Origin of the sequence: Flavobacterium anhuiense (genome assembly GCF_004151235.1) — a bacterium.
Taxonomy (GTDB): Bacteria; Bacteroidota; Bacteroidia; order Flavobacteriales; family Flavobacteriaceae; genus Flavobacterium; species Flavobacterium anhuiense_A.
On the sequence record NZ_JUIV01000007.1, the window covers coordinates 86,338 to 107,954 of the forward strand.

25 protein-coding genes and 3 tRNA genes are annotated in these 21,617 nt (G+C 32.2%); 21 read left to right on the forward strand and 7 right to left on the reverse strand.

All coding sequences use genetic code 11. The annotated features are described in order from the left end of the window. Positions 1-32 precede the first annotated feature (32 nt). The 9 genes from NU08_RS10855 (at position 33) to NU08_RS10895 (ending at position 7,294) form a co-directional block, all read left to right on the forward strand. Complete coding sequence (locus NU08_RS10855; RefSeq protein WP_129747134.1) at positions 33-884, forward strand: substrate-binding domain-containing protein; 852 nt, start codon at positions 33-35, stop codon at positions 882-884. 19 nt (positions 885-903) lie between these two features. After that, positions 904-1,836 carry a transglutaminase gene (locus NU08_RS10860; protein ID WP_129747135.1) on the forward strand — a complete coding sequence of 311 codons (933 nt, stop codon included), beginning with the start codon at positions 904-906 and terminating at the stop codon, positions 1,834-1,836. 216 nt (positions 1,837-2,052) lie between these two features. Beyond that, complete coding sequence (locus NU08_RS10865; protein WP_242502538.1) at positions 2,053-2,424, forward strand: hypothetical protein; 372 nt, start codon at positions 2,053-2,055, stop codon at positions 2,422-2,424. 207 nt (positions 2,425-2,631) lie between these two features. Beyond that, positions 2,632-4,218 carry a ribosomal protection-like ABC-F family protein gene (gene abc-f / locus NU08_RS10870; RefSeq protein ID WP_129747137.1) on the forward strand — a complete coding sequence of 529 codons (1,587 nt, stop codon included), beginning with the start codon at positions 2,632-2,634 and terminating at the stop codon, positions 4,216-4,218. Positions 4,219-4,362: 144 nt separating this feature from the next. Further along, complete coding sequence (locus NU08_RS10875; RefSeq protein WP_129747138.1) at positions 4,363-5,415, forward strand: linear amide C-N hydrolase; 1,053 nt, start codon at positions 4,363-4,365, stop codon at positions 5,413-5,415. 137 nt (positions 5,416-5,552) lie between these two features. Beyond that, a complete protein-coding gene (locus tag NU08_RS10880) occupies positions 5,553-5,870 on the forward strand; it encodes an ArsR/SmtB family transcription factor (protein WP_111378014.1) in 318 nt (105 codons plus the stop codon). Positions 5,871-5,873: 3 nt separating this feature from the next. Beyond that, positions 5,874-6,341, forward strand: coding sequence for an SRPBCC domain-containing protein (locus NU08_RS10885; protein WP_129747139.1), 468 nt, complete (start codon positions 5,874-5,876; stop codon positions 6,339-6,341). A gap of 5 nt (positions 6,342-6,346) precedes the next feature. Further along, positions 6,347-6,724, forward strand: a complete 378-nt coding sequence (locus NU08_RS10890; RefSeq protein ID WP_129747140.1) for a DoxX family protein — start codon at positions 6,347-6,349, stop codon at positions 6,722-6,724. 12 nt (positions 6,725-6,736) lie between these two features. Continuing rightward, positions 6,737-7,294: a DUF4256 domain-containing protein gene (locus tag NU08_RS10895; RefSeq protein WP_129747141.1), complete on the forward strand. Its 558-nt coding sequence runs from the start codon at positions 6,737-6,739 to the stop codon at positions 7,292-7,294. A gap of 206 nt (positions 7,295-7,500) precedes the next feature. Here the strand turns inward: NU08_RS10895 and NU08_RS10900 are convergent, their stop codons facing one another. After that, positions 7,501-7,851 (reverse strand): DUF2200 domain-containing protein, encoded by a 351-nt coding sequence (locus NU08_RS10900; protein ID WP_008464157.1) that lies wholly within the window; start codon positions 7,849-7,851, stop codon positions 7,501-7,503. Between the two features lie 118 nt (positions 7,852-7,969). Between NU08_RS10900 and NU08_RS10905 the strand changes: the two genes are divergently transcribed. The 3 genes from NU08_RS10905 to NU08_RS10915 are packed head-to-tail and all read left to right on the forward strand — an operon-like array spanning position 7,970 to position 9,594. Further along, on the forward strand, positions 7,970-8,368 hold the full coding sequence (locus NU08_RS10905; RefSeq protein WP_129747142.1) for a VOC family protein: 399 nt from the start codon (positions 7,970-7,972) through the stop codon (positions 8,366-8,368). A 52-nt stretch (positions 8,369-8,420) separates the two neighbouring features. After that, positions 8,421-8,939 (forward strand): serine O-acetyltransferase, encoded by a 519-nt coding sequence (locus tag NU08_RS10910; protein ID WP_129747143.1) that lies wholly within the window; start codon positions 8,421-8,423, stop codon positions 8,937-8,939. 16 nt (positions 8,940-8,955) lie between these two features. Next, the gene (locus tag NU08_RS10915; RefSeq protein WP_129747144.1) at positions 8,956-9,594 is read left to right on the forward strand and encodes an SMI1/KNR4 family protein; all 639 of its coding nucleotides are present in this window, start codon (positions 8,956-8,958) and stop codon (positions 9,592-9,594) included. A 42-nt stretch (positions 9,595-9,636) separates the two neighbouring features. Here NU08_RS10915 and NU08_RS10920 read toward each other — a convergent pair whose 3' ends face one another. Next, positions 9,637-10,032 carry a VOC family protein gene (locus tag NU08_RS10920; RefSeq protein WP_129747145.1) on the reverse strand — a complete coding sequence of 132 codons (396 nt, stop codon included), beginning with the start codon at positions 10,030-10,032 and terminating at the stop codon, positions 9,637-9,639. Positions 10,033-10,164: 132 nt separating this feature from the next. On the opposite strand from NU08_RS10920, the gene NU08_RS10925 reads away from it, so the two are divergent. Both NU08_RS10925 and NU08_RS10930 read left to right on the forward strand, forming a co-directional pair. Further along, entirely contained in the window at positions 10,165-10,671 is a 507-nt protein-coding gene (locus NU08_RS10925; protein ID WP_129747146.1) for an endonuclease V, read from the forward strand. 41 nt (positions 10,672-10,712) lie between these two features. Continuing rightward, entirely contained in the window at positions 10,713-11,885 is a 1,173-nt protein-coding gene (locus tag NU08_RS10930) for a hypothetical protein (RefSeq protein ID WP_129747147.1), read from the forward strand. An 84-nt stretch (positions 11,886-11,969) separates the two neighbouring features. On the opposite strand, the gene NU08_RS10935 is transcribed toward NU08_RS10930, so the two are convergent. Further along, positions 11,970-12,551: an HD domain-containing protein gene (locus tag NU08_RS10935; RefSeq protein ID WP_129747148.1), complete on the reverse strand. Its 582-nt coding sequence runs from the start codon at positions 12,549-12,551 to the stop codon at positions 11,970-11,972. Positions 12,552-12,690: 139 nt separating this feature from the next. Here NU08_RS10935 and NU08_RS10940 point away from each other — a divergent pair, with 139 nt between their 5' ends. From NU08_RS10940 to NU08_RS10960, 5 genes are all read left to right on the forward strand, one after another. Then, entirely contained in the window at positions 12,691-13,254 is a 564-nt protein-coding gene (locus NU08_RS10940; protein ID WP_129747149.1) for a Crp/Fnr family transcriptional regulator, read from the forward strand. A 73-nt stretch (positions 13,255-13,327) separates the two neighbouring features. Next, positions 13,328-14,128 (forward strand): MBL fold metallo-hydrolase, encoded by an 801-nt coding sequence (locus NU08_RS10945; RefSeq protein ID WP_165352448.1) that lies wholly within the window; start codon positions 13,328-13,330, stop codon positions 14,126-14,128. A 120-nt stretch (positions 14,129-14,248) separates the two neighbouring features. Continuing rightward, entirely contained in the window at positions 14,249-14,761 is a 513-nt protein-coding gene (locus NU08_RS10950) for a hypothetical protein (RefSeq protein WP_129747151.1), read from the forward strand. After that, positions 14,758-15,681, forward strand: coding sequence for a DUF2268 domain-containing putative Zn-dependent protease (locus NU08_RS10955; RefSeq protein ID WP_129747152.1), 924 nt, complete (start codon positions 14,758-14,760; stop codon positions 15,679-15,681). Before NU08_RS10950 ends, NU08_RS10955 begins: the two co-directional genes overlap by 4 nt. Positions 15,682-15,777: 96 nt before the next feature. After that, positions 15,778-16,428, forward strand: coding sequence for a hypothetical protein (locus tag NU08_RS10960; RefSeq protein WP_129747153.1), 651 nt, complete (start codon positions 15,778-15,780; stop codon positions 16,426-16,428). A 56-nt stretch (positions 16,429-16,484) separates the two neighbouring features. Here NU08_RS10960 and NU08_RS10965 read toward each other — a convergent pair. The 3 genes from NU08_RS10965 to NU08_RS10975 all read right to left on the reverse strand — a co-directional run bounded on the left by NU08_RS10965 (position 16,485) and on the right by NU08_RS10975 (position 16,874). Beyond that, a tRNA-Tyr gene (locus NU08_RS10965) sits at positions 16,485-16,565 on the reverse strand. Positions 16,566-16,635: 70 nt separating this feature from the next. Next, positions 16,636-16,710, reverse strand: a tRNA-Val gene (locus NU08_RS10970). 89 nt (positions 16,711-16,799) lie between these two features. After that, positions 16,800-16,874: transfer RNA gene (locus NU08_RS10975), tRNA-Val, on the reverse strand. Between the two features lie 255 nt (positions 16,875-17,129). On the opposite strand from NU08_RS10975, the gene NU08_RS10980 reads away from it, so the two are divergent. After that, a complete protein-coding gene (locus NU08_RS10980) occupies positions 17,130-18,914 on the forward strand; it encodes an ABC transporter ATP-binding protein (RefSeq protein WP_129747154.1) in 1,785 nt (594 codons plus the stop codon). Between the two features lie 144 nt (positions 18,915-19,058). On the opposite strand, the gene NU08_RS10985 is transcribed toward NU08_RS10980, so the two are convergent. Continuing rightward, complete coding sequence (locus NU08_RS10985) at positions 19,059-20,228, reverse strand: proline dehydrogenase family protein (protein WP_129747155.1); 1,170 nt, start codon at positions 20,226-20,228, stop codon at positions 19,059-19,061. 246 nt (positions 20,229-20,474) lie between these two features. Between NU08_RS10985 and aroB the strand changes: the two genes are divergently transcribed. Then, on the forward strand, positions 20,475-21,542 hold the full coding sequence (gene aroB / locus NU08_RS10990) for a 3-dehydroquinate synthase (RefSeq protein WP_129747156.1): 1,068 nt from the start codon (positions 20,475-20,477) through the stop codon (positions 21,540-21,542). The last annotated feature ends 75 nt before the right edge of the window (positions 21,543-21,617 follow it).

Genomic DNA, 21,617 nt, shown 5'->3' on the forward strand with positions numbered 1-21,617 from the left:
ATACCAAGCAACTTAACTTAAACTTAAAATAAATGAAAACTGTCAAAATTGCGGGTGTTCCGGAACACTTCAATTTGCCATGGCATCTATGCATTGAAAATGGCGAATTTGAAGAAGAGAACATCGATTTACAATGGACAAATGTTCCCGAAGGAACCGGGAAGATGTGTCAAATGCTTCGTGACGGAGAAACAGATTTGGCTGTTATTCTAACCGAAGGAATTCTTAAAGATATTGCGGCCGGAAATCCGAGCAAAATTGTTCAGGTTTATGTCCAATCTCCCTTAATTTGGGGAATTCACGTGGATGCAAAATCAGATTTTCAAACGCTGAAAGATCTTAAGAATAAAAAAGCAGCGATTTCAAGAATCGGTTCGGGATCACAATTAATGGCTTATGTAAATGCAAATGAACAAGGCTGGGAAATGGATGATCTTGAATTTGAAATTGTAAATACAATTGATGGCGCTGTAGATGCTCTGACCAATAAAAAAGCAGATTATTTTATGTGGGAACGTTTTATGACGAAACCGCTTGTAGATAAAGGTGTTTTCAGACGCATTGACGACTGCCCTACTCCTTGGCCTTCATTTATCATTGTAGTACGTGATGAATTTTTAAAAAAGAATGCTAAAACAGTAGAAACGATCCTTAAAATAATAAACAAAACAACAGTCGATTTTAAAGAAATCCCGGATATAGACAAAAAGTTATCCAAACTGTTCAATCAAAAAGCAGAAGATATAAAAGAATGGCTGAAATTGACTCAATGGTCACAGAAAAATTTGACAGAAAAATCTTTTAATAAAATTCAAAATCAATTATTTGATCTGGGAATTATTGATAAAAAAAGTATTTTTGTAGAAACAGTAAAAGCATTGTAAATACTGCTTTTTGATTCGTATGATGAAATTCCCTAAAATTGACTTACCGCAATTAAAATCCAAACTACAGGTGAAATCGCCGTGGGACAGGATTATTATTTCGATTTTAAGTCTTTTAATTACAATTCCGATTTTCATCATACTGCATCAAAATTTGATCGATCTGGAATGGGCATTCAATCTAGATCGAATATTCATTTTTATTTTTGTTTTTGCGGCAATATTTTTTCTTCTGATGTATCTCAGAACAATTATTATTCTGTGTGTTGCAGTTTATTTATTAATTCTGTTTTATGGATCTGTAATTGGAAATTATGGTTTTAACGAAATCTCAGAAGATTATAATTCTATGATTTATACCATGTCTGATAATCCATATCCGCAGGATATTATTGTGGCAAAACTGCTTCCGTTTCCAAATAAAACAAAAATTATCAATGCTATAGAATACCAGAATCCGAAAGTGCGAAATTTTGCTATTATGGCAACTTCAAAGCATTTTAAAGGCATTAGAGGGTATTCAGATTATCGTACTATAATTCAATGTTTTGCTGTTTTTAAAGAAATAAATAGCAGATGGAATTATGTAAACGATCCAAAAGACGGTGATTATATTGCAACCGCCAGCGAATCTTTAGAATATTTTTCTGGCGATTGCGATGATCACTCTATTTTGATGGCGGCAGCTGTGCGCTCTATTGGCGGAACTCCGCGCCTTATTCACACCAAAGGGCATATTTATCCTGAAATATTAATTGGTTCAATGATTGATTTAGAAAAAGTCAATTACTTGATTAAAAACGTGCTTTTTGTAAAAGAAAGCTACGGCAAAAAACTGCATTATCATATAGACGAACGCGGTCAAGTCTGGATGAATCTTGATTATACCGCAACCTATCCTGGAGGTCCATTTATGTACGAAGAAATTTTGGGAGCTTTAACCTTAAATTAGCACTCCTCAAAAAGCCAATCAGACTAATTTTGACTTTTGCTAGAGCTGTTTTATAAACAGCTGGTTATCAGTAAAAGTGCCGAAAACAGAGACTTTCAGTATTAAAAGCAATTCAATTTTAGAAGTAAAAAAAATCTTTATAAATATTTGATTTCGAATATTTTAATGTCATTTTTTTTTGTAACTTTTTCCTGTTTAACTTTTAATCACAAAATCATGAAAAACTCTAAATTATTTACCCTCGTAATTGCCATTGCTGTCGTCGTATTAATTGTTTCATGCCATCTTAAAAGAGACAAGCTTGTGAATTCATGGAAAGTTACCGGTGTAGAAGCAAAAGAACCTGTTTCTGATTCTATAAAAAACGCGATTTTAACCAATGGAATGCTTACTTTCACAGAAGATGGGCATGTAACAGGATACTTGCTTCGTGAAATCACAGACGGAACTTACGCATTAACGCAAAAAGGTAAAAAACTGGTTATAAAAGACGAAGTTGGAACTCCTTATGTTTGTGAAAGTACTATAACAGAAGATAAACTGGTTTTAGATCTCAAAGAAGCCAAACTAACATTTGATAAAATTTAAACGGAGAATTGTCTCCTAATTCAATACAAAAAACCATTCGCTACAATTGTAAAGAATGGTTTTTTGATTTTTAAGGCTAAAATAAATATCTTTGCACTTCTTTAAATAAGCAACGCTCTATGTGAAAAATAATTTCTTTCAGGAAAATGTAGTAGGCAACCACTCTTTTGTGGCTGCTAGATTATTTATCTATAAAAGAAAGGAATTATGCTTATTCTTCAAAATATCTCCTATCAGCATGAGAATAAAGACATGCTGTTTCAAAACATTAGTTTTACACTAAATCATCACGATAAAACCGCTTTGGTCGGGAATAATGGTGTTGGAAAATCTACCTTATTAAAAATTATTGCAGGTCAACTACAGTCTTTTTCAGGGCAGATCATTCATAATTCAAAACCTTATTTTGTTCCGCAGCTATTCGGACAATTTAACGATTTAACTATTGCAGAAGCCTTACAAATAAAGGAAAAAATAACTTCACTTAAAGAAATACTTGAAGGTATCGTAACCGAAGAAAATCTTCAGTTTCTCAATGATGACTGGACAATCGAGGAACGCTGTAACGAAGCTTTGTCATATTGGCAACTCCATGATTTGGATTTGAACCAAAAAATAGAAACTTTAAGCGGTGGTCAGAAAACAAAAGTCTTTTTGGCCGGAATTATGATTCATGAACCCGATCTAGTTTTGTTAGATGAACCAAGCAATCATTTAGATTTTGCTGGCAGAACGTTATTGTATGATTTTATAAAATCTACTTCTAGTACACTTTTAGTGGTTAGCCACGACAGAACATTGCTCAATCTTTTAAATAAGACTTTAGAAATGACAAAAAATGAAATTTCGGTCTATGGTGGCAATTATGATTTTTATAGCGAACAGAAGAAAATTGAACATAATGCTTTAGAACAAGATGTTCAAAGCAAAGAAAAGGCATTGAAAAAAGCCAAGGAAAAAGAAAGAGAAACTATTGAACGCCAAAATAAATTGGATTCAAGAGGAAAAAAGAAACAGGAAAAATCGGGTGTTGCCAGAATTATGATGAATACACTTCGAAATAAAGCTGAAAACAGTAGTTCTAAACTGAAAGATGTTCATGCGGAAAAAATCAGCGGTATTTCTGAAGATTTGAGACAGTTGCGTTCGTCTCTTCCTGCTATTGATCAGATGAAGTTTGGATTTGAAAACAATTCTTTCCTTAAAGGTAAAACTCTTTTTAAAGCTTCTGATGTTAATTATGCTTATGCAGATCAATTTCTTTGGAAAGAAAATCTCAATTTTGAAATTCTTTCTGGAGAACGCCTTGTCATAAAAGGCCTAAATGGTTCTGGAAAAACAACTTTAATCAAAATTATTCTTGGAGAATTGATCCCAACGCATGGTCAAGCCACTTCATTGGCAAAAAAAGCAATTTATATTGATCAGGATTATTCATTATTGAATCAGAATCTTAAAATTTATGAACAAGCTCAGGCTTTTAATGACTGCGGTTTAGAAGAGCATGAAATAAAAATGAGATTAAATCGCTTCTTGTTTTCCAGAAATGACTGGGATAAACCTTGCAATGCATTAAGCGGAGGCGAACGAATGCGTTTAATGCTTTGTTGTCTGACTATTAGTAATGTTCCTCCTGAGATTATTATTCTCGACGAGCCAACAAATAATCTCGATATTCAAAACATTGAAATATTAACTGCCGCAATCAATGAGTATAAAGGAACTTTGATTGTAATTTCGCACGATCAATCTTTTTTGGAGCAAATTAATATAGAAAAGAGCATTTTGCTTTAAAATAAAAACTATTAGCGCTGAGAATTATCTTAGCGCTTTTCTTTTACTATTAATTCATTTTGAAATAATTAAAATAAAAATTCCGTAAATTGCAGTAAATACCTATAAATTCCAATTGCAACGTTTAATTAAATTTTGAATTTTATGAAACCAAAAAACAGAATTTTTCCTGCCCTACTTGCTTTTACATTATTAATAACCGAAACTGTACTTCCTTGCACAAGGATAGTTTACGAAGGCCTAAACGGAACAATTATTACTGCACGATCGATGGATTGGAAAGGTGAAATTCCGGCTAATTTATGGATTTTCCCGCGTGGAATTGAAAGATCTGGTGAAGTTGGAACCAGTTCGATTAAATGGAAATCTAAATACGGAAGCGTTATTACCAGTTCTTGGGACATTGCTTCTTCTGATGGTATGAACGAAAAAGGACTTGTGGGCAATCTTTTGTGGTTGGTAGAATCGCAATATCCTCCGTTTGAAAAGAATGGAAAAGTAAAAGGTCTGGCTGTTTCTTTATGGCTTCAATATGTTTTAGATAATTTTTCTACTGTTGCAGAAACAGTTGCGGCTCTTGGTAAGAATGATTTTGTAATAACCTCTTCACATATTCCGGGAACTAATATTTATGCTACAGTGCATCTTTCTATTTCTGATTCTACTGGAGATAATGCTATTTTTGAATATATAAACGGCAAGTTGGTTATTCATCATGATAGAAAATATGTAGCAATGACCAATTCTCCTATCTTTGAGCAGCAATTAGCTATCAATGCATATTGGAAAGGAATTCCAGGCACCATTATGCTACCAGGAACCAATCGTGCCGCAGATCGCTTTGTACGAGCTTCTTATTATATTGATGCTATTCCGAAGACAGATAATATCAGAACGGCTTTATCTAGTGTTTTTGGTGTCATTAGAAACTGTTCTGTCCCTTTAGGAATTTCCTCAGAAACAGAACCTAACATCTCCTCTACCCGCTGGAGAACGGTTGCCGATCAAAAAAATCTGGTTTATTATTTTGATAATGTTTTGAATCCGAATGTAATTTGGGTTGAATTCAGTAAAATTGATTTTAGCGAAAAGGGAAAAATTAGAAAATTAAGTTTGGCCAATAATGAGAATTATTCAGGTGACTCTTTGATTAATTTCAAGGAAACAAAGCCTTTTCAGTTTGCCGGATTAGATTAAAAACACTTTTTCCAAGTAAAACAAACAGCATAAAACCTTCAAATTGAAAAGTTTGAAGGTTTCTTTTTTGAAAAAAATGAAAAAAAATATTGCGCAGTCAAATGACTTCATTATATTTGCAGTCAAATAACTGCATAATGGAAATTAGAAGAGATGTTTTTCAAGCCATAGCCGATCCTACCCGAAGAGCTATTTTAAGTTTAGTTGCCATTCAGGCCATGACACCTGGAGCAATTGCCGAGAATTTTAATTCGTCAAGACAGACTATTTCAAAGCATATTCAGATTTTGAACGAATGTGAACTATTACACCAAATACAAAACGGAAGAGAAATTTATTATCATTTAAACCCAGAAAAAATGAAAGAAATTGACAAGTTCATCGAACCATTCAGAAAAATGTGGGACGATCGTTTTAATAAGTTAGAATCAATTATGAAAAACTATAAAAAATAAACCATGGAAAAGAAAACAAAAATTCACGCCGAAGATGACAGATTGGATCTTGTGATTACAAGAGAATTTGATCTGCCAGTTGAATTATTATTTAAAGCTCATACCGAGTCTGAAATTGTAGCACAATGGATGGGTACAAAAGTTTTGAAACTGGAAAGCAAAAAATATGGCGGATGGGAGTATGAAACCAGCGATCCTAACGGTAATCTAGTTTTTAAAGCAAATGGTGTTTTTCATGATTTTGTTCCAAATGAAAAAATAGTACGCACTTTTGAAATGGATAACCCCAATTTTGCGCCTCAATTAGAATTTTTAGAGTTTGAAAAATTATCTGATGATACCAGCAAATTGACCATGCAAATTATTTATAAATCTATTGAGCACAGAACAACGCAGTTAAAATTGCCATTTGCACAAGGATTAAATATGGCACACAACCGATTGGAAGAAATTGTAACTAAACTAAAATAAGAATCATGAGCAAAAGAAATAAAATTATCTATTGGGTTGCCACTTTATGGCTGGCTTTAGGAATGACATCAACAGGAATCGTACAGCTTATTCCTCTCAAAGAAGAAGCAGAAATGATACAACATTTAGGATATCCGCTTTATTTTTTAACTCTTTTGGGCGTTTGGAAGCTTTTGGGAGTAATTGCAATCCTGATTCCGAAATTCGGTTTATTGAAAGAATGGGCTTATGCAGGTTTCTTTTTTGCCATGTCTGGAGCTGTGGTTTCACATTTGGCTGTAAAAGATGATGCTTCAGCACTTTTTGGACCAATATTATTAATTGTTTTGACTGTGGTTTCATGGTATTTAAGACCAGAAACTAGAAGATGCAGTTCTAATTAAAAACTTAAGAAAATGAAAAAGCAACTTACCATAAACGAGCAAGACGAATTATTGACCATACTCGAAAAACGTTTTGAAAAGAATAAAAACCGTCACGAAAATCTAGATTGGGCAAAAATTGAAGCTAAACTAAAAGCTAATCCATTAAAACTATGGTCTCTTGACGAAATGGAAAGAACTGAAGGCGAGCCTGACGTAGTTGGATATGATGCTAAAACTGACGAATATCTTTTTGTGGATTGTTCTGCTGAAAGTCCGAAAGGGCGCAGAAGTGTTTGTTATGATCATGAAGCGCTGGAAAAAAGAAAAGAGCATAAACCAGCTGACAGCGCTATAAATATGGCGGAACAAATGGGAATTGAAATCTTAAACGAAGGGCAATATAAAGAGCTGCAAAAATTAGGAAAATTTGATACTAAAACTTCAAGCTGGATTTTAACTCCGTCAGAGATTAGGAAATTAGGTGGTGCGATTTTCTCAGATTTCAGATATAATACCGTTTTTGTTTATCATAATGGAGCAGAATCGTATTATGCTGCGAGAGGATTTCGCGGTTTATTAAGAGTTTAAAAGAATTCGTTCCGTTAGGAATGTTTCATCGGTAGAACTAAATTGATTTAGAGAGTACGTTCCGTAGCAACGTTTGATTTTTTGATATGCTATTTTCATAAAATCAGGTGTCCCTACAGGACACAATGTAGACGCTATTTTCCTTTTCTACCTATGAGATATTCCTACGGAATATATTTTGTATAGTTGTATTCTGATCAGCTTTTTTATTCTCTTAAAATCTTTTCCATCTTTCGTCCTTTGGCGATTTCATCAATTAATTTGTCTAGATATCGCATTTTTTGAATTAAAGGATCTTCAATCTCTTCTACACGATAACCACAGATTACGCCAGTAATTTTAGAAGCATTCGGATTGATTTCTGGAGCTTCAGCAAAGAATGTTTGAAAGTCCACTTTCTTTTCAATCTGCTCTTTAATTTGTTCGTCGCTATATCCTGTAAGCCATTTTATTACCGTATCTAATTCTTCTTTAGTTCTTCCTTTTTTTTCAACTTTTTGAATGTATAAAGGATATACGCTAGAAAATAGGATTTTGTAGATTCTTTCCGTTTTCATTTAGTTTGATTTAAGTCGAAATACGTTTATGTAAATATAATTCAAAAGCAAACAGAATAAAAATGCAAGCAATATTTAATATCTTAGATTCTCGAAAAATAACCTTAAAAACTTTCTTATGGAAAACAATTCAAACGATACAACACCAAAAGTGACTGGACTTGGCGGTATTTTCTTTTTTATGGATAATCCAAAAGAAACCAAAGAATGGTATGCTAAAAATTTAGGATTAGAAATCAATGAATGGGGTTCTTCAAGTTTCGAATCTAGAAATATGGATAATCCAGAACAGATAGAATCTACGCAATGGTGTCCTTTTAAGAAAGGAGATGAATATTTTTCTCCGTCTAAAAAAGAATTTATGATAAACTACCGTGTTCAGAATATTGAAGGTCTTGTAGAAAAACTGAAAGCAAACGGAGTTACGGTTCTCGACAATATCGAAACGTACGAATATGGTAAGTTTGTACACATTATGGATACGGAAGGCAATAAAATTGAACTTTGGGAACCTTAAATTGAGTTATGAGTTATGAATTATGAGTTATTGCTAAACGTTTAAAAACAATATGTTTAATACATTAGTTAAAATCAATTGTCATTCAAAAAATAGTCTTTTAAAATACATTGCGGGCAATTTATTAGAGAAATTATACTGCTGTGAAATAAACTGTGCAGAAATGGATAAAACCGTTTTGTTTGCGCATCATGGGCGCGGATGCACCATCGTAGCATCTAAAATCTGCGAAAATGTGGTTATTTTTCAAAATGTTTCTATTGGAGCCAATTTGAAGTACAATAAAATTACGAATGAATGGGAAAACGTCGGAAATCCAATTATTGCTAAAAATGTGATTATTGCCGATGGCGCCAAAATTTTAGGGCCAATAGTTATTGGAGAAAATTCGGTAATTGGCGCGGGAGCTATTATAACCAAAAGTATTCCGGCGAATAGTGTAGCTTATGGCGTAAATCAATTTAAGCCAAAAGATGAAAATTACGATTTGATTTTTAATCCAAATATGATTCGCCCTGAGAAAATAATTGAAGCAAACAAAAAACTAGTAGCAGAGTTTAATAAACACTAAATAATTGCAAACCAAAATGAAATCAATTTTATCTCACCAATATATTACAGCTTTTAAATCGAAACTTGATATTTTTGATCAATTCATGAATATTGGCGCTGACACTAATGAAATTAGCAAATTAGAAGACTTTATTGAAGTTAAATTACCTGAATCCCACATTGATCTTCTTAAAACTTATAATGGAGAAAATCGAAGCATTGGCTTTATGGGAGGTTTTGGTTACTTAGGAATTGAAGAGATGAAGATGCAGTGGACTTTCTTAAAAGAGGCTCCAGAAATGGAAGCTGAAGCAATTAATCAGGTAGAAAAGATAAAGAATACTTTGTATTGCCCAAAAAGAATTCCGTTTGCGCATGATGGCTCTGGAAATTATTTGGTGATCGATTTTAATCCCAATTCAAAAGGAACTTTAGGGCAAATTTTGTACCTGCCAACTGGCGATCCTGAGCCAATTGCTGTTATTGCAGACAGTTTTGATGATTTTTTGAATTTAATAATCGAAAAAATAGAATCTGAAGAGTTAGAATTGATAGACGAAAGAGAGGATTGGGATGAAGAAGATTGGCATATGGCAGAAATCTATTTCCAAAATACTTGGGAAAATGATTGGAGTGATATCGCAGCAGAATACAATACTAAAATGAGCAATTAAGTCTATTGCCTTATTTTGATTTCAAATTCAAAAAGCGAAAAATTACATTCCCGGCCAATATAAAAAATTAAACTTATGCCCGTCTGGATCGGCAAAACCAAAAGTATAGCCTAATTGATAGTTTTCGGGTTCAGAAAAAATGGTTGCACCAGCTTTTCTGACTTTTTCGTACCAAAGGTCTACTTCTTCCCTGCTCTCTGCAGAAAGCGAAAAGATAATTTCGTTCTCATTTTTAGCATTTACTAAATTGCCTTTTAAGGCCGTTTTAAATCTATCGGTTGTAAAAAAGTTGATTATAAAATTATTCTCCGCAATAGAAAAACTCACGATTTCCTCTGTGTTTTGTCCGTTTTGTTTGAAGCCTAAATCGGTATAAAATTGAATTGTTTGCTGTAAATCGTTTGAAACCAAGTTGGCCCATATCATTTTCGTTTTCATAAACTTTATTTTTAATTGATTACTAATAAGTTAGGAATTAGAATTTAAAAGTTTCTATAAAAAAGAATATATAAAGGCATGTTTCTATCAGGATTTTCTATTTTTAGACTCTGATATTTTATAAAACAATATATGATCCTAGCTTTTGACACGTATTACTTTGACCAGAAAGCCAAAACAATTTGTCTTGAATTTGCAGAATGGAACGAAGATAAAAACTTTAAAATTCACTCTGAAACAATTGACAATGTAGAAGAATATATTCCAGGGGAATTCTACAGAAGAGAATTGCCTTGTATTTTGAGTTTGTTAAACCAAATTGATTTATCTACAGTTGAAGTCATTGTGGTAGATGGTTTTGTGTATTTAAATGATGAACAGAAATATGGTTTGGGAGGTTACTTATACGAAAAGCTAAACAGAGAAATTCCGATTATTGGTGTAGCCAAAACAAATTTTGCGTCTATAGAAAAGTACAAAAAAGCTTTATTTAGAGGCGACAGCAAGAAACCATTATACATCACTTCTATCGGAATTGATTTGAATGAGGCTTTTAAAAAAGTAGAAAGCATGCACGGAGAATTTAGAATGCCAACTTTGTTGAAAGAATTAGATAGGCTGACGAAAGAAAATCTTTAATTAAATTGAACTAGAAAAAACAACTTTATAATTTTATTGAAATGATTATATTTTCTACTTTAATTATACTTTTGGGCATTATGCTTATTGTAGTTTATGCAATAAAAAATAATGAAAACCCTAGTAAAAATCGTACTGTTCTTAGAAGTTACAACTTTTCAGAAGATAAAAATGAAAAAAAAATCAGAAATAACCCCGAATATCAGGAATGTTTGTTCTCCGATTATCAAGATGATAGTAATTTAATTGTTGCAATTCATTTTAATAAAAATAATAGATATATATATCAGTTACTATCAAAGGACTATTCATACCACTTAGTAATTTATGATGAACAATTTACTCTTTTAAAAGATATTAATTTGAAACTTCTGCATTCTCCTGAAGTGACTAGCAGTGCTATCTTAAATACATTTTCAGAAAATGGGGAAGATTTTGTAATATTATCCCTTATTGATAGTGATAATATCTATTATTATCATTTTAATTCTGATGGATTAAATATTTTCAAAAAACATTTTTTGAGAGCTAGAAATCAAATATTCTTGATTCATCATAAAGAAGATGAGTTTATTTCAATTTCAGATGAAGACTATACTCATAAGCCTATTAAAGCATTTTGGATAAAAGACGAAACTACTTTTGAAGCTTTATTAAGTGATGATCAACTATATCCCGAAAAAGAATGGTCTGGTTATGAATATATTGAATCAGTGACTAAAACGAATATTACGAATCAATTTGCTTTTATAGCTCATCATGCCAATTATGGAGTTCAAGGCGTTAAAATTTTTAAGTTTAATCAGTCAAAAAAGATTGATTTGATTTATGATATGGATGATCTTGATTTTAATGGCGCTTTTCATAATTTAAGTTTTAACTCAAAAGGAGATCGATTTGTAGTGTTACTTTATACTAGAGATAAATTTCAAAATGATAGTTTTTCTATTTGCGAATATTCTGTTTTAGAGAATAAAAGACCGTTAAGAGTAATTAAAACTAAATTTGCTTATTGGGAATTTGGCGTATTACATACTTTTTATATTACTGACAGATTGGTTTGCATCGTAAGAAATTCTGATATAATAATCTACAATTTAGAATTTGAAAAGTTAAAAGAAACCCTAAAAAGAGATTTTAGATCTGCCTTTTATGCTGGCAACAATGTCTTAATTTATCAATATGAAGATGAAGTTATTAGCTTGTCTTACTAAGAATTCGAAATTTTATTTAAACTTTAGTAAAATTTATTTTCTACAAAAAACTCCCGAATCTAATTGTTTGGTTTTTTTGGTGTTTTATAATAGGTTAGCAGTGCTAAGAAAACGATTATACTCCCGAATTTTATTCTTAAATCTTTCTGCTAAATACACATTTCCATCTTTCAGTTCGTTATGTATAATTTTGGCTTCCTCAATATACTTTAACTTTTTTTCGTCGTTCCAATAATATGGCGGTTCATACAAATTGCATATTCTATCCGCCATTTTAACAGCCCAAACTTCTATTGGCTGCTGTTTAATTCTATTTAAACTGTCAAGCATTTTTTCGAGAGAATCGCTAATTTCATCACTCTTGGTTAATGCTAAAACTCCAGATGCTACTTCGCTTCCAAATAAATCATTAACTTTTTCATAATTAAATGCCGTATCTTCTATAGTATCATGAAGCATAGCGCATTTTACAGCCAAATCAGTATTCATATTTTCTGTAAATCGGCTGGCATTTAAAACTTCAAAAACAACACTTCCAATGTGATTGATGTATTCTACTCTTTCGCCTTCATTGCTTCCGCCATATTTTTGCCCGTCGTGAAGTTTTGAAACTAATTGCCAAGTATTTTGAATTTCGTCTATTGACCAATCTTTTTGCTGTTTCATTCTATGATTTTGATTTTTTTAGGTTGAATGTAATTTAGAACTTTTTCTAAACATTTGCAACAATTTAGCATATTGTTCTATATTTTCAGTTGTTGGAATGATTGTATATTAGCCTAGAATAAATATTGAATTATTTAAAATGACATCTTTAATAGAATATTTTGAAAAACTGGGTTTTCCAGAACATACTTTAGCTGAGTTTTTAAGTTGCATAAAAACAAGACAATTTTCTTCAAATGAGCTGATTCTTGCTCAAGGACAACTCGAGAATTATTTATCATTTATCGATACAGGAGTTGTTAGGTATTATGTTGTTGCGAATGATAAAGAAATTACATTTGATTTTGCATTTAAAAATTCCTTTTATTGCGCATACGACTCATTCTATAATAGAGCTAAAACCGAAATTTATGTTCAGGCCTTAACAGATTGCCAATTGTATTCTATATCATATGAAAGTTTACAGCGTCTTTACGAAAAGTGCGAAACAGCAAAGAAACTTGGACGTATCGCAACTGAATATCTTCTTGAAAAAAAAGTAAAAAGAGAACTAGATCTTTTGACAAAAACACCGCAAGAAAGATATGAAAGACTGTTGCTAGAACAGTCGAAATACATTCAGCAGATTCCGCTAAAATATCTTGCATCTTATATTGGAGTTGTACCAGAGACTTTAAGTCGAATAAGAAAACGCATTTCTTGACCAAAGTCAATTTGCAGACCATTTATTAGACTCAGATTTGCATGAACATTTTAATAATTAAAATTAAATGCAAATGGAAGTTACAATTACACATATCGACACGGCTTGCGTTTTGATAAACATAAATGGATTTAAAATTTTGACAGATCCTACTTTAAATAAAAAAGATGGATTTTTTCCGCAATATGTCAGCAGCCCGATGGCATTTTCAAAAAAGTATTGCAGTCCTTCATTATCTATTGAAGAAATTGGAAAAATAGATTTGGTTTTGTTAAGTCACGATCATCATAGCGATAATTTAGATAAAAAAGGACGCATTTTTATTCAAACAGTTCCAACTGTTCTTTCTACTACAGATGCTGTAAAACGCTTAAAAAACACCAAAACCATTGGGCTTGACAACTGGCAAGAATATAATGTTGAAACCGAAAAAGTAGAAAATCTAAAAATTACAGCGATACCTGCTCAACATACCAATATAAGAAGATTGAATAAAATTATGGGGAGTGTTATTGGTTTTACAATAGAATGGCAAAGACAAGCCAACGGATGCATTTATATTTCTGGAGATACAGTTCTTTTTGAAGGATTGTATGAATTGGAGAAAAGAAAAAAAGTCGATATAGCTATTTTGCATCTAGGAGCTGGAGCATTTCCGTACTTAAAAAAGAATTTAAGAGTTACCATGAATGGCGAAGAAGCAATTGCGACAGCTCAACTTTTAAAACCAAGGATCGTAATGCCGATACATTACGAAGGCTGGTGGCACTTTAAGCAATCTGTAAAATCTTTAAAAAGTGAAATTGGGAAGTCTGATGTAAAAGAGAAATTTCTGTGGCTTGAAAGTGGGGTTGAAGCCTATCTGCCAATATAAAAACTAAAAAAAAACATTGATATAGAATGACAAAGAATGTTTTGCTAAAGTTGAAATATAAAGTAATCAGGTTTTATTTATATTAGCGAGATATTAAAGAAATTCAATCCTTCTATATCAATGGCTTTAACAATTATTGAGAATCTAAGAATTCTGTCAGAGAATTTCGAGCACAAGGCGGACGTTCTCTCGGATTCCATTATTTTTATTAATGAAATAAATAAAATCAAAATCCAGCCTGAAAATAAAGGAGGTTTTGTAATTACTTATAATTTGCATTTTGGAGAGAAAAGACTCTTGGTGCCAGAAGAAATAGTTTATCATTTTTGTCTCGATTTATTTAAAAGAAAAGAGAATGATATTGAAGTAATTTCTGAAACCCGCAAGCCAATTAATATTGGTGAATGGTTTAAAATTGAAGAAGCCGAATCTTTATCTATAATTACTAGCATTCAAAAAGAATTAGAATATAATTATAGATTAAAGCACCTATTTTTAGAAAGTAAGCGATTTGAAATAACTTACTTTAATAGTTTATTAATTTTAGAAGATAAACAGAAAAAATATTTGTCTAATGTATTTAATTTTAGAGATAGTATTGAAAAACTTAATATTTTAAAACAAACAAAATGAGGCAAAAGTTAATCATTCTTATCTTAATTTTTATTCAAAATGCAGTCTTTGGGCAAAGTAATTTTTCAGATAATCCTTTAGATGCAATTTTTGAAACAAAAGATTCAAAAAACTTTTGGGAAGCTTTTGATAAAATGGAGAAATCAAAAGGAAATCCCTTCGTAGAATACATGCAGAAAGGCTCACCAGGTGTTAAAGCATTTACTGAAAACAGAATAATAAATGCTGATTCTCTTTTTGCAGTTGTAAAAAAAAGAAAAGCAGATTATGAACTTTCAAGAAATGTTTTAAATGGTATTTCTACAAAAGAAAAAAGAGTAAGAGCAATTTATAGCGCACTGAAGTATTGGTATCCAAAGGCTAAGTTCCCTCCTATTTACTTCGTTTACGGAAGATTTAATTCCGGCGGAACTTCTGCGCCAGAAGGAATTGTTATAGGAACAGAAAAACTTCAAAACCTAGACGGAATTTCCGGTTTAATTGCACACGAACTTATACATTATCAGCAAAACATCACTGGCAAAGACATGCTCTTAAAATGGTGTGTGATGGAAGGCGGCGCTGATTTTATTGGTGAACTTATCTCTGGCGAATCCATCAATAAAATCGAATATCAATATGGAGAACAAAATAAGGATAAATTGTGCCAAGAATTTGTTGAGAGATTAAAAAATAGTGATTATCAGGATTGGTTATATGGAACTTCTAAAAAAGATGACAGACCAAACGATCTAGGATATTGGATTGGCTATAAAATAACCGAATCTTATTTCAACAACCAAAAAGATAAGCAAAAAGCTATTGAAGAAATCTTAAATATAAAAGATCCACTGCAATTTTTAAAGCAAAGCGGTTTTTTAGATGTTTATATCGAAAAGCATCAAAAATCAAAAAAGGGAAGTTTTGATGCGTTTTTTTGAATGAAATATCACGTAAGTTTCAAAAAGGTTAATGCAGTGATTTAAAAAAAATGCTTGAAATAGAAATCAGTTTAATTATTCATAGTTGGTTAAAAAATGAACAAAAAAGCGATAATATTGATTTTGGCACTAATGCTTTTTTCTTGTAAGCAAGCCAATAAATCTGTTGATGCAGAAGCTTTAGATTCAATAAAAAACACAGAAAAGAATAAAAAATCAATTATTAATGCTGATAAAAGCATTTTCACTAAATATGACTATACTTATTCTAAAGGAAAAAGTATAATAGTACAAAATAGTTTGCCAAAAGGCGGAATTCGATACACTGATCCTAAAGGAAACAAATATATTTATGCTATATTTTGGACACGAATTATTAATGAGACAGATAATCCAATTGAGTTTAAAATTAACTTTCCTATAGATTCTTATGAGATTCCAGCTTTACCAGGAAAATATTATAAAACATTAATTCCGCCTGACACGATGACGATTCAGAAAGCACCTTTGCTTAATTATGGTTTGACAAATTTAGAATCTTTTTTTGATAAGAGTATTGATAAACCATCTTCATTAAAAAGAACTATTAAACCAAAAGAATCGACTGGATTTTATGTTGTAACACTTCGTTTGATTGGAGGTGATCAATATGGTATATTGCGAACAGAACTTACTTTAAAAGGAGAAAATCTTTTTTATAAAATAAGAGATAAAGAAATTCAATGTGGAAGTATAGTAATAAAGTAAACTTACTGAAAAGAAAAAGCCTATAAATCCAAAGACTTATAGGCTTTATTTTTCCGTGGGGAGAGCAGGATTCGAACCTGCGAAGTTCACACAGCAGATTTACAGTCTGCCCTCGTTGGCCGCTTGAGTATCTCCCCAAAACTGAGTGTAAATTGTTACATTCAGGAAATTCAAAAAAAAATCCTTAATTACTTAAGGAGTCTTTTGTGGGCGATGAGGGGTTCGAACCCCCGACCCCCTCGGTGTAAACGAGGTGCTCTGAACCAGCTGAGCTAATCGCCCTATTTTACTAGGTTGCTATCATTTTGTGATTGCGAGTGCAAATATACATTTAGAATTTATATTTACAAGCCTTTTTTTGAAAAATTTTGTGGGCGATGAGGGGTTCGAACCCCCGACCCCCTCGGTGTAAACGAGGTGCTCTGAACCAGCTGAGCTAATCGCCCTATTTTACTAGGCTGCTATCATTTTGTGATTGCGAGTGCAAATGTACAGCTAGATTTTGTATTTGCAAGCATTTTTGAGAAAAAAAAACAAACTTTTTTCTAGATCTCTATTTTTAAGCTACTTAAAAATGAATATTTTTTTAGGTTTTCTTATAATTTCGTTAAAAAGCCAAATTGAGAACTCTAATTCGTAATATTCCTTTGTAGTGATTCGACTTAGTTATACATTTGTAAACCTAAAAATAGTAAAATCTAATGGCGCGATTTAAAGAAAATGATTTGCCTAAATCAAAAATAACGGCTACTTCACTAAATAAAGCAAAAACAATTTTTACATACGCAGGTCATCACAAATGGAAATTCTTCATAGGTTTGATTTTTCTTTTGCTTACTGGTGCCACTGCTCTAGCCTTTCCTAAATTAATGGGAATGCTTGTAGACTGTGTAAAAAACAAGAATAATGACGAAGCAAATACCATAGCTATAGGCTTGGTTGCAATTCTATTTTTACAATCTTTCTTTTCATTTTTCAGGCTTTCATTGTTTGTAAACTTTACCGAGAATACATTAGCAAACCTGCGTTTGGCACTATATACTAATTTGGTAAAATTACCAATGACTTTCTTTTCGCAAAAAAGAGTTGGTGAATTAAACAGTAGAATTAGTGCTGATATCACACAAATTCAAGATACTTTAACTACAACAATTGCAGAGTTCTTACGTCAGTTTATTTTAATCATTGGTGGCGTTATTCTTTTGGCAACAGAAAGTTTCAAATTGACTTTGCTAATGCTTTCTGTAGTTCCATTGGTGGCAGTCGCAGCAGTGATTTTTGGAAGATTTATTAGAAAATACTCTAAAAAAGTGCAGGATCAGGTTGCCGAAAGTCAAGTGATTGTTGAAGAAACGATGCAAGGAATTAGTATCGTGAAAGCTTTTGCCAACGAATGGTACGAAATTGCACGTTATAAAGGAAAAATTAGCGAAGTGGTAAAATTGGCTATTAAAGGAGGTAAATACCGTGGTTATTTTGCTTCGTTTATCATTTTCTGTTTATTTGGTGCCATAGTAGCTGTGGTTTGGTACGGGGTTCGTTTGAGCATTGCTGGCGAAATGAGCGTTGGGCAATTGATTTCATTCGTATTGTATTCGACTTTTGTAGGAGCTTCTTTTGGTGGAATTGCCGAATTATATGCACAAATTCAAAAAGCAATTGGTGCTACAGAACGTGTTTTTGAATTATTAGACGAAAGTCCTGAGAAAATCAATTCAGATTCAAATAAAAATCAGGAGAAAATTAAAGGAAATGTTACATTCAAAAATGTGGCATTTAGCTATCCTACACGTCAGGAAATCCAAGTTCTGAAAGATGTAAATTTTTCGGCAGAATTTGGTCAGAAAATAGCAATTGTTGGGCCTAGTGGCGCTGGAAAATCGACTATTTCTTCTCTTTTGCTTCGTTTCTACGATATTACTTCTGGTGAAATTACGGTTGACGGAAAAAATATCTACGATTATGACTTAGAAAACCTTCGTGGCAATATGAGTATTGTGCCTCAAGATGTAATTTTATTTGGAGGAACCATTAGAGAAAACATCGCATACGGAAAACCAGATGCTACTGATGAAGAAATTATGCAAGCAGCAAAACAAGCAAATGCATTTAATTTTGTGGATAGTTTTCCGGAGAAATTTGAAACTTTGGTTGGAGAACGCGGCGTTAAACTTTCTGGAGGTCAGCGCCAGCGTATTGCGATTGCGAGAGCGTTGCTTAAAAACCCGAGCATTTTGATTTTAGACGAAGCTACATCATCTTTAGACAGCGAAAGCGAAAAACTGGTTCAGGAAGCTTTAGAAGTATTGATGGAAGGAAGAACAAGCATTATTATTGCTCACAGGCTTTCAACAATCAGAAATGCTGATAAAATCTTAGTTTTAGATAACGGAAAAATTTCTGAAGAAGGAACGCACCAGGAATTAATAAACTTAGAAAACGGAATTTATAAGAATTTAAGCAACTTGCAGTTTAGTAACTCTTAACTAAATTCCAATTAAACTCTAGTTCAAACCCGACAGGTTTTTAAAATCTGTCGGGTTTTATTTTTAGCAAAAAAAAAACTCCAATCTTTTTAGATTGGAGTTTTTTACATCTGTAAACTGAGACAGAAAACTGAAAACTATAAATTATTTCCCTTTTCTTCTCTTACGTTCAGTTTTAATCATAGATAATTCGCGGCTTGTTTGACCTGCTACAGAAGTATTTTCTTCAGCACGACGAATCAAGTATGGCATAACATCTTTTACAGGTCCAAATGGCAAGTATTTAGCAACATTATATCCGTTTTCGGCTAAGTTGTAGCTAATATTGTCACTCATTCCGTATAATTGTCCGAACCAGATTCTAGAATCGTTTTTGGCGATTCCTTTCTGAGCCATCATTTCCATTAATTTATATGAACTTAATTCGTTATGAGTTCCTGCAAAAATGGCCATTTTATCGATATGCTCTAACATATATTGTACAGCATTATCATAATTTACGTCTGTAGCTTCTTTAGAAACGCAGATCGGAGAAACATAACCTTTTTCTTCGGCTCTTTTGTTCTCTTTTTCCATATAAGCGCCACGAACCAATTTCATTCCGATATAGAAACCTTCAGTTTTGGCAACTTCATGAAGTTTTTTCAAGTAATCTAAACGATCCCAACGGTACATTTGCAAAGTGTTAAATACAATTGCTTTTTCTTTATTGTATTTACGCATCATGTCAGTTACCAATTCATCAGCTGCATCTTGCATCCAGCTTTCTTCACCGTCAATCAATAATGCAACATCTTTTTTGTACGCTTCGCTGCATATTTTGTCAAAACGAGCTACAACTCTATCCCATTCTGCTTGTTCGGCTGGATTTAAAGTTTGTTTCTCTCCTAATTTTTCATACAATTCAAAACGTCCTAAACCTGTTGGTTTGAAAACAGCAAACGGAATCGCCAAACGTTCTTTAGCAAAATCCACTGTTCTTAAAGTCATTTCTAAAGCAGCATCAAATTGCTCTTCTTCTTCTTTTCCTTCTACAGAATAATCCAAAACAGAAGAAACTCCTTTTGTAAACATTTTGTCTACTACAGTAAGACAGTCATTTTCGTTTACACCACCACAAAAATGGTCAAAAACAGTTGCTCGAATTAATCCTTCTACTGGTAAATGAGCTTTAATTGCAAAATTAGTTACAGCAGTTCCTATTCGTACTAAAGGCTCGCTGTCAATCATTTTGAAAAGAAAATAAGCTCTATCAAGTTCAGTGTCACTCTTTAGTGAAAATGCAACCTGTGTATTATCGAATATCTTTTCCATTAAAATTTATTTTTTATGCAAATATAGAGAGTGTTTTGAATATTTTTCACTAAACGGTGTCATATTTTTCAATATTCTTAACGAGAACATTGCAAATGTTAATTTATGAAGTAAATGTTTATTTCTTGAATAATTTTATCTTAATTTTAAAGAAGCAAACCTGCATTTTAAACAAATTAGGCTTAAAGTTTGAATATTATTAAGCTAAAAATGCCTTATTTTGCGCTTTCAATTAACTAAAGAATTATGCAATCTATTCAAGCCAATAACTACCTCGTACATTTTAATGAGAATGCTTACGAAGCTTTAAATAAACATTTAAGAGAAAGTAAATATTCTAATATTTTTATAATTGTTGATGATCAGACCAATGAGCATTGTTTGTCTAAATTTATTCCGCTTTTGGAAACAGATTTGGCAATCGAAATTATAGAATTTGAAGCTGGTGAAGCAAATAAAAATATCGAAACTTGTATTGAGATCTGGAATATCTTGACAGAACTTGGAGCAGACAGAAAATCACTTATTATTAATTTAGGCGGCGGTGTTGTAACTGATTTAGGAGGTTTTGTTGCTTCTACGTTTAAAAGAGGTGTAGATTTTATCAATATCCCTACTACTCTATTATCTATGGTTGATGCTTCTGTTGGAGGAAAAACAGGCGTTGACTTAGGAAATCTTAAAAATCAAATCGGGGTTATTAATGTACCGCAAATGGTATTAATCGATACACAGTATTTAGAAACTTTACCGCAAAGCGAAATGCGCTCTGGTTTGGCTGAAATGCTGAAACACGGTTTAATATATGATGCTCCATATTGGAGACAGTTTTCAGATTTAAAATCAATTGTGTTTGACGAATTAGATCAATTAATTTATCGTTCTGTTGAAATAAAAAATGAAATCGTTATTCAAGACCCAACGGAGAAAAACATTCGTAAGGCTCTAAATTTCGGACATACTTTAGGACACGCAATTGAAGGCTACTTCTTAGAAAGCGAAGAAAAGACGACTTTACTGCATGGAGAAGCTATTGCTGTTGGAATGATCTTAGAAAGTTATATTTCGCTTCAAAAAGGATTAATTTCTGCAGAAGAATATCGTGAAATCAAAACTGTGATAAAAGACATTTACGATGATGTGATTTTTGAGGAAAATGACATTGATCCGATCTTAGAATTGTTAATTCACGACAAAAAAAATGAATACGGTTTGATTCAATTTGCATTAATTGAAGGAATCGGAAAAATAAAAATTAACCAATCCGTTGAAAATAAATTGATTCTAGAGGCGTTTGAGGATTATAAATCTTAAACTTTTTTTAATCAAAAGCATTGCATTTGGTATATATTATTTTTTACATTTGCGCCATGAAAACAAACAATCAGC

What these genes read in the sequence shown, in the direction of transcription:
- NU08_RS10890 (WP_129747140.1), top strand. Translation starts at nt 6,347, where the DNA reads ATGAGCAAAAGAAATAAAATTATCTATTGGGTTGCCACTTTATGGCTG.
- NU08_RS10960 (WP_129747153.1), top strand. Translation starts at nt 15,778, where the DNA reads ATGAACAAAAAAGCGATAATATTGATTTTGGCACTAATGCTTTTTTCT.
- aroB (WP_129747156.1), top strand. Translation starts at nt 20,475, where the DNA reads ATGCAATCTATTCAAGCCAATAACTACCTCGTACATTTTAATGAGAAT.
- NU08_RS10865 (WP_242502538.1), top strand. Translation starts at nt 2,053, where the DNA reads ATGAAAAACTCTAAATTATTTACCCTCGTAATTGCCATTGCTGTCGTC.
- NU08_RS10910 (WP_129747143.1), top strand. Translation starts at nt 8,421, where the DNA reads ATGTTTAATACATTAGTTAAAATCAATTGTCATTCAAAAAATAGTCTT.
- NU08_RS10895 (WP_129747141.1), top strand. Translation starts at nt 6,737, where the DNA reads ATGAAAAAGCAACTTACCATAAACGAGCAAGACGAATTATTGACCATA.
- NU08_RS10920 (WP_129747145.1), bottom strand. Translation starts at nt 10,032, where the DNA reads ATGAAAACGAAAATGATATGGGCCAACTTGGTTTCAAACGATTTACAG.
- NU08_RS10915 (WP_129747144.1), top strand. Translation starts at nt 8,956, where the DNA reads ATGAAATCAATTTTATCTCACCAATATATTACAGCTTTTAAATCGAAA.
- NU08_RS10955 (WP_129747152.1), top strand. Translation starts at nt 14,758, where the DNA reads ATGAGGCAAAAGTTAATCATTCTTATCTTAATTTTTATTCAAAATGCA.
- NU08_RS10855 (WP_129747134.1), top strand. Translation starts at nt 33, where the DNA reads ATGAAAACTGTCAAAATTGCGGGTGTTCCGGAACACTTCAATTTGCCA.
- NU08_RS10880 (WP_111378014.1), top strand. Translation starts at nt 5,553, where the DNA reads ATGGAAATTAGAAGAGATGTTTTTCAAGCCATAGCCGATCCTACCCGA.
- NU08_RS10945 (WP_165352448.1), top strand. Translation starts at nt 13,328, where the DNA reads ATGGAAGTTACAATTACACATATCGACACGGCTTGCGTTTTGATAAAC.
- NU08_RS10925 (WP_129747146.1), top strand. Translation starts at nt 10,165, where the DNA reads ATGATCCTAGCTTTTGACACGTATTACTTTGACCAGAAAGCCAAAACA.
- NU08_RS10940 (WP_129747149.1), top strand. Translation starts at nt 12,691, where the DNA reads ATGACATCTTTAATAGAATATTTTGAAAAACTGGGTTTTCCAGAACAT.
- NU08_RS10905 (WP_129747142.1), top strand. Translation starts at nt 7,970, where the DNA reads ATGGAAAACAATTCAAACGATACAACACCAAAAGTGACTGGACTTGGC.
- NU08_RS10860 (WP_129747135.1), top strand. Translation starts at nt 904, where the DNA reads ATGATGAAATTCCCTAAAATTGACTTACCGCAATTAAAATCCAAACTA.
- NU08_RS10935 (WP_129747148.1), bottom strand. Translation starts at nt 12,551, where the DNA reads ATGAAACAGCAAAAAGATTGGTCAATAGACGAAATTCAAAATACTTGG.
- NU08_RS10950 (WP_129747151.1), top strand. Translation starts at nt 14,249, where the DNA reads ATGGCTTTAACAATTATTGAGAATCTAAGAATTCTGTCAGAGAATTTC.
- NU08_RS10885 (WP_129747139.1), top strand. Translation starts at nt 5,874, where the DNA reads ATGGAAAAGAAAACAAAAATTCACGCCGAAGATGACAGATTGGATCTT.
- NU08_RS10980 (WP_129747154.1), top strand. Translation starts at nt 17,130, where the DNA reads ATGGCGCGATTTAAAGAAAATGATTTGCCTAAATCAAAAATAACGGCT.
- NU08_RS10930 (WP_129747147.1), top strand. Translation starts at nt 10,713, where the DNA reads ATGATTATATTTTCTACTTTAATTATACTTTTGGGCATTATGCTTATT.
- abc-f (WP_129747137.1), top strand. Translation starts at nt 2,632, where the DNA reads ATGCTTATTCTTCAAAATATCTCCTATCAGCATGAGAATAAAGACATG.
- NU08_RS10875 (WP_129747138.1), top strand. Translation starts at nt 4,363, where the DNA reads ATGAAACCAAAAAACAGAATTTTTCCTGCCCTACTTGCTTTTACATTA.
- NU08_RS10985 (WP_129747155.1), bottom strand. Translation starts at nt 20,228, where the DNA reads ATGGAAAAGATATTCGATAATACACAGGTTGCATTTTCACTAAAGAGT.
- NU08_RS10900 (WP_008464157.1), bottom strand. Translation starts at nt 7,851, where the DNA reads ATGAAAACGGAAAGAATCTACAAAATCCTATTTTCTAGCGTATATCCT.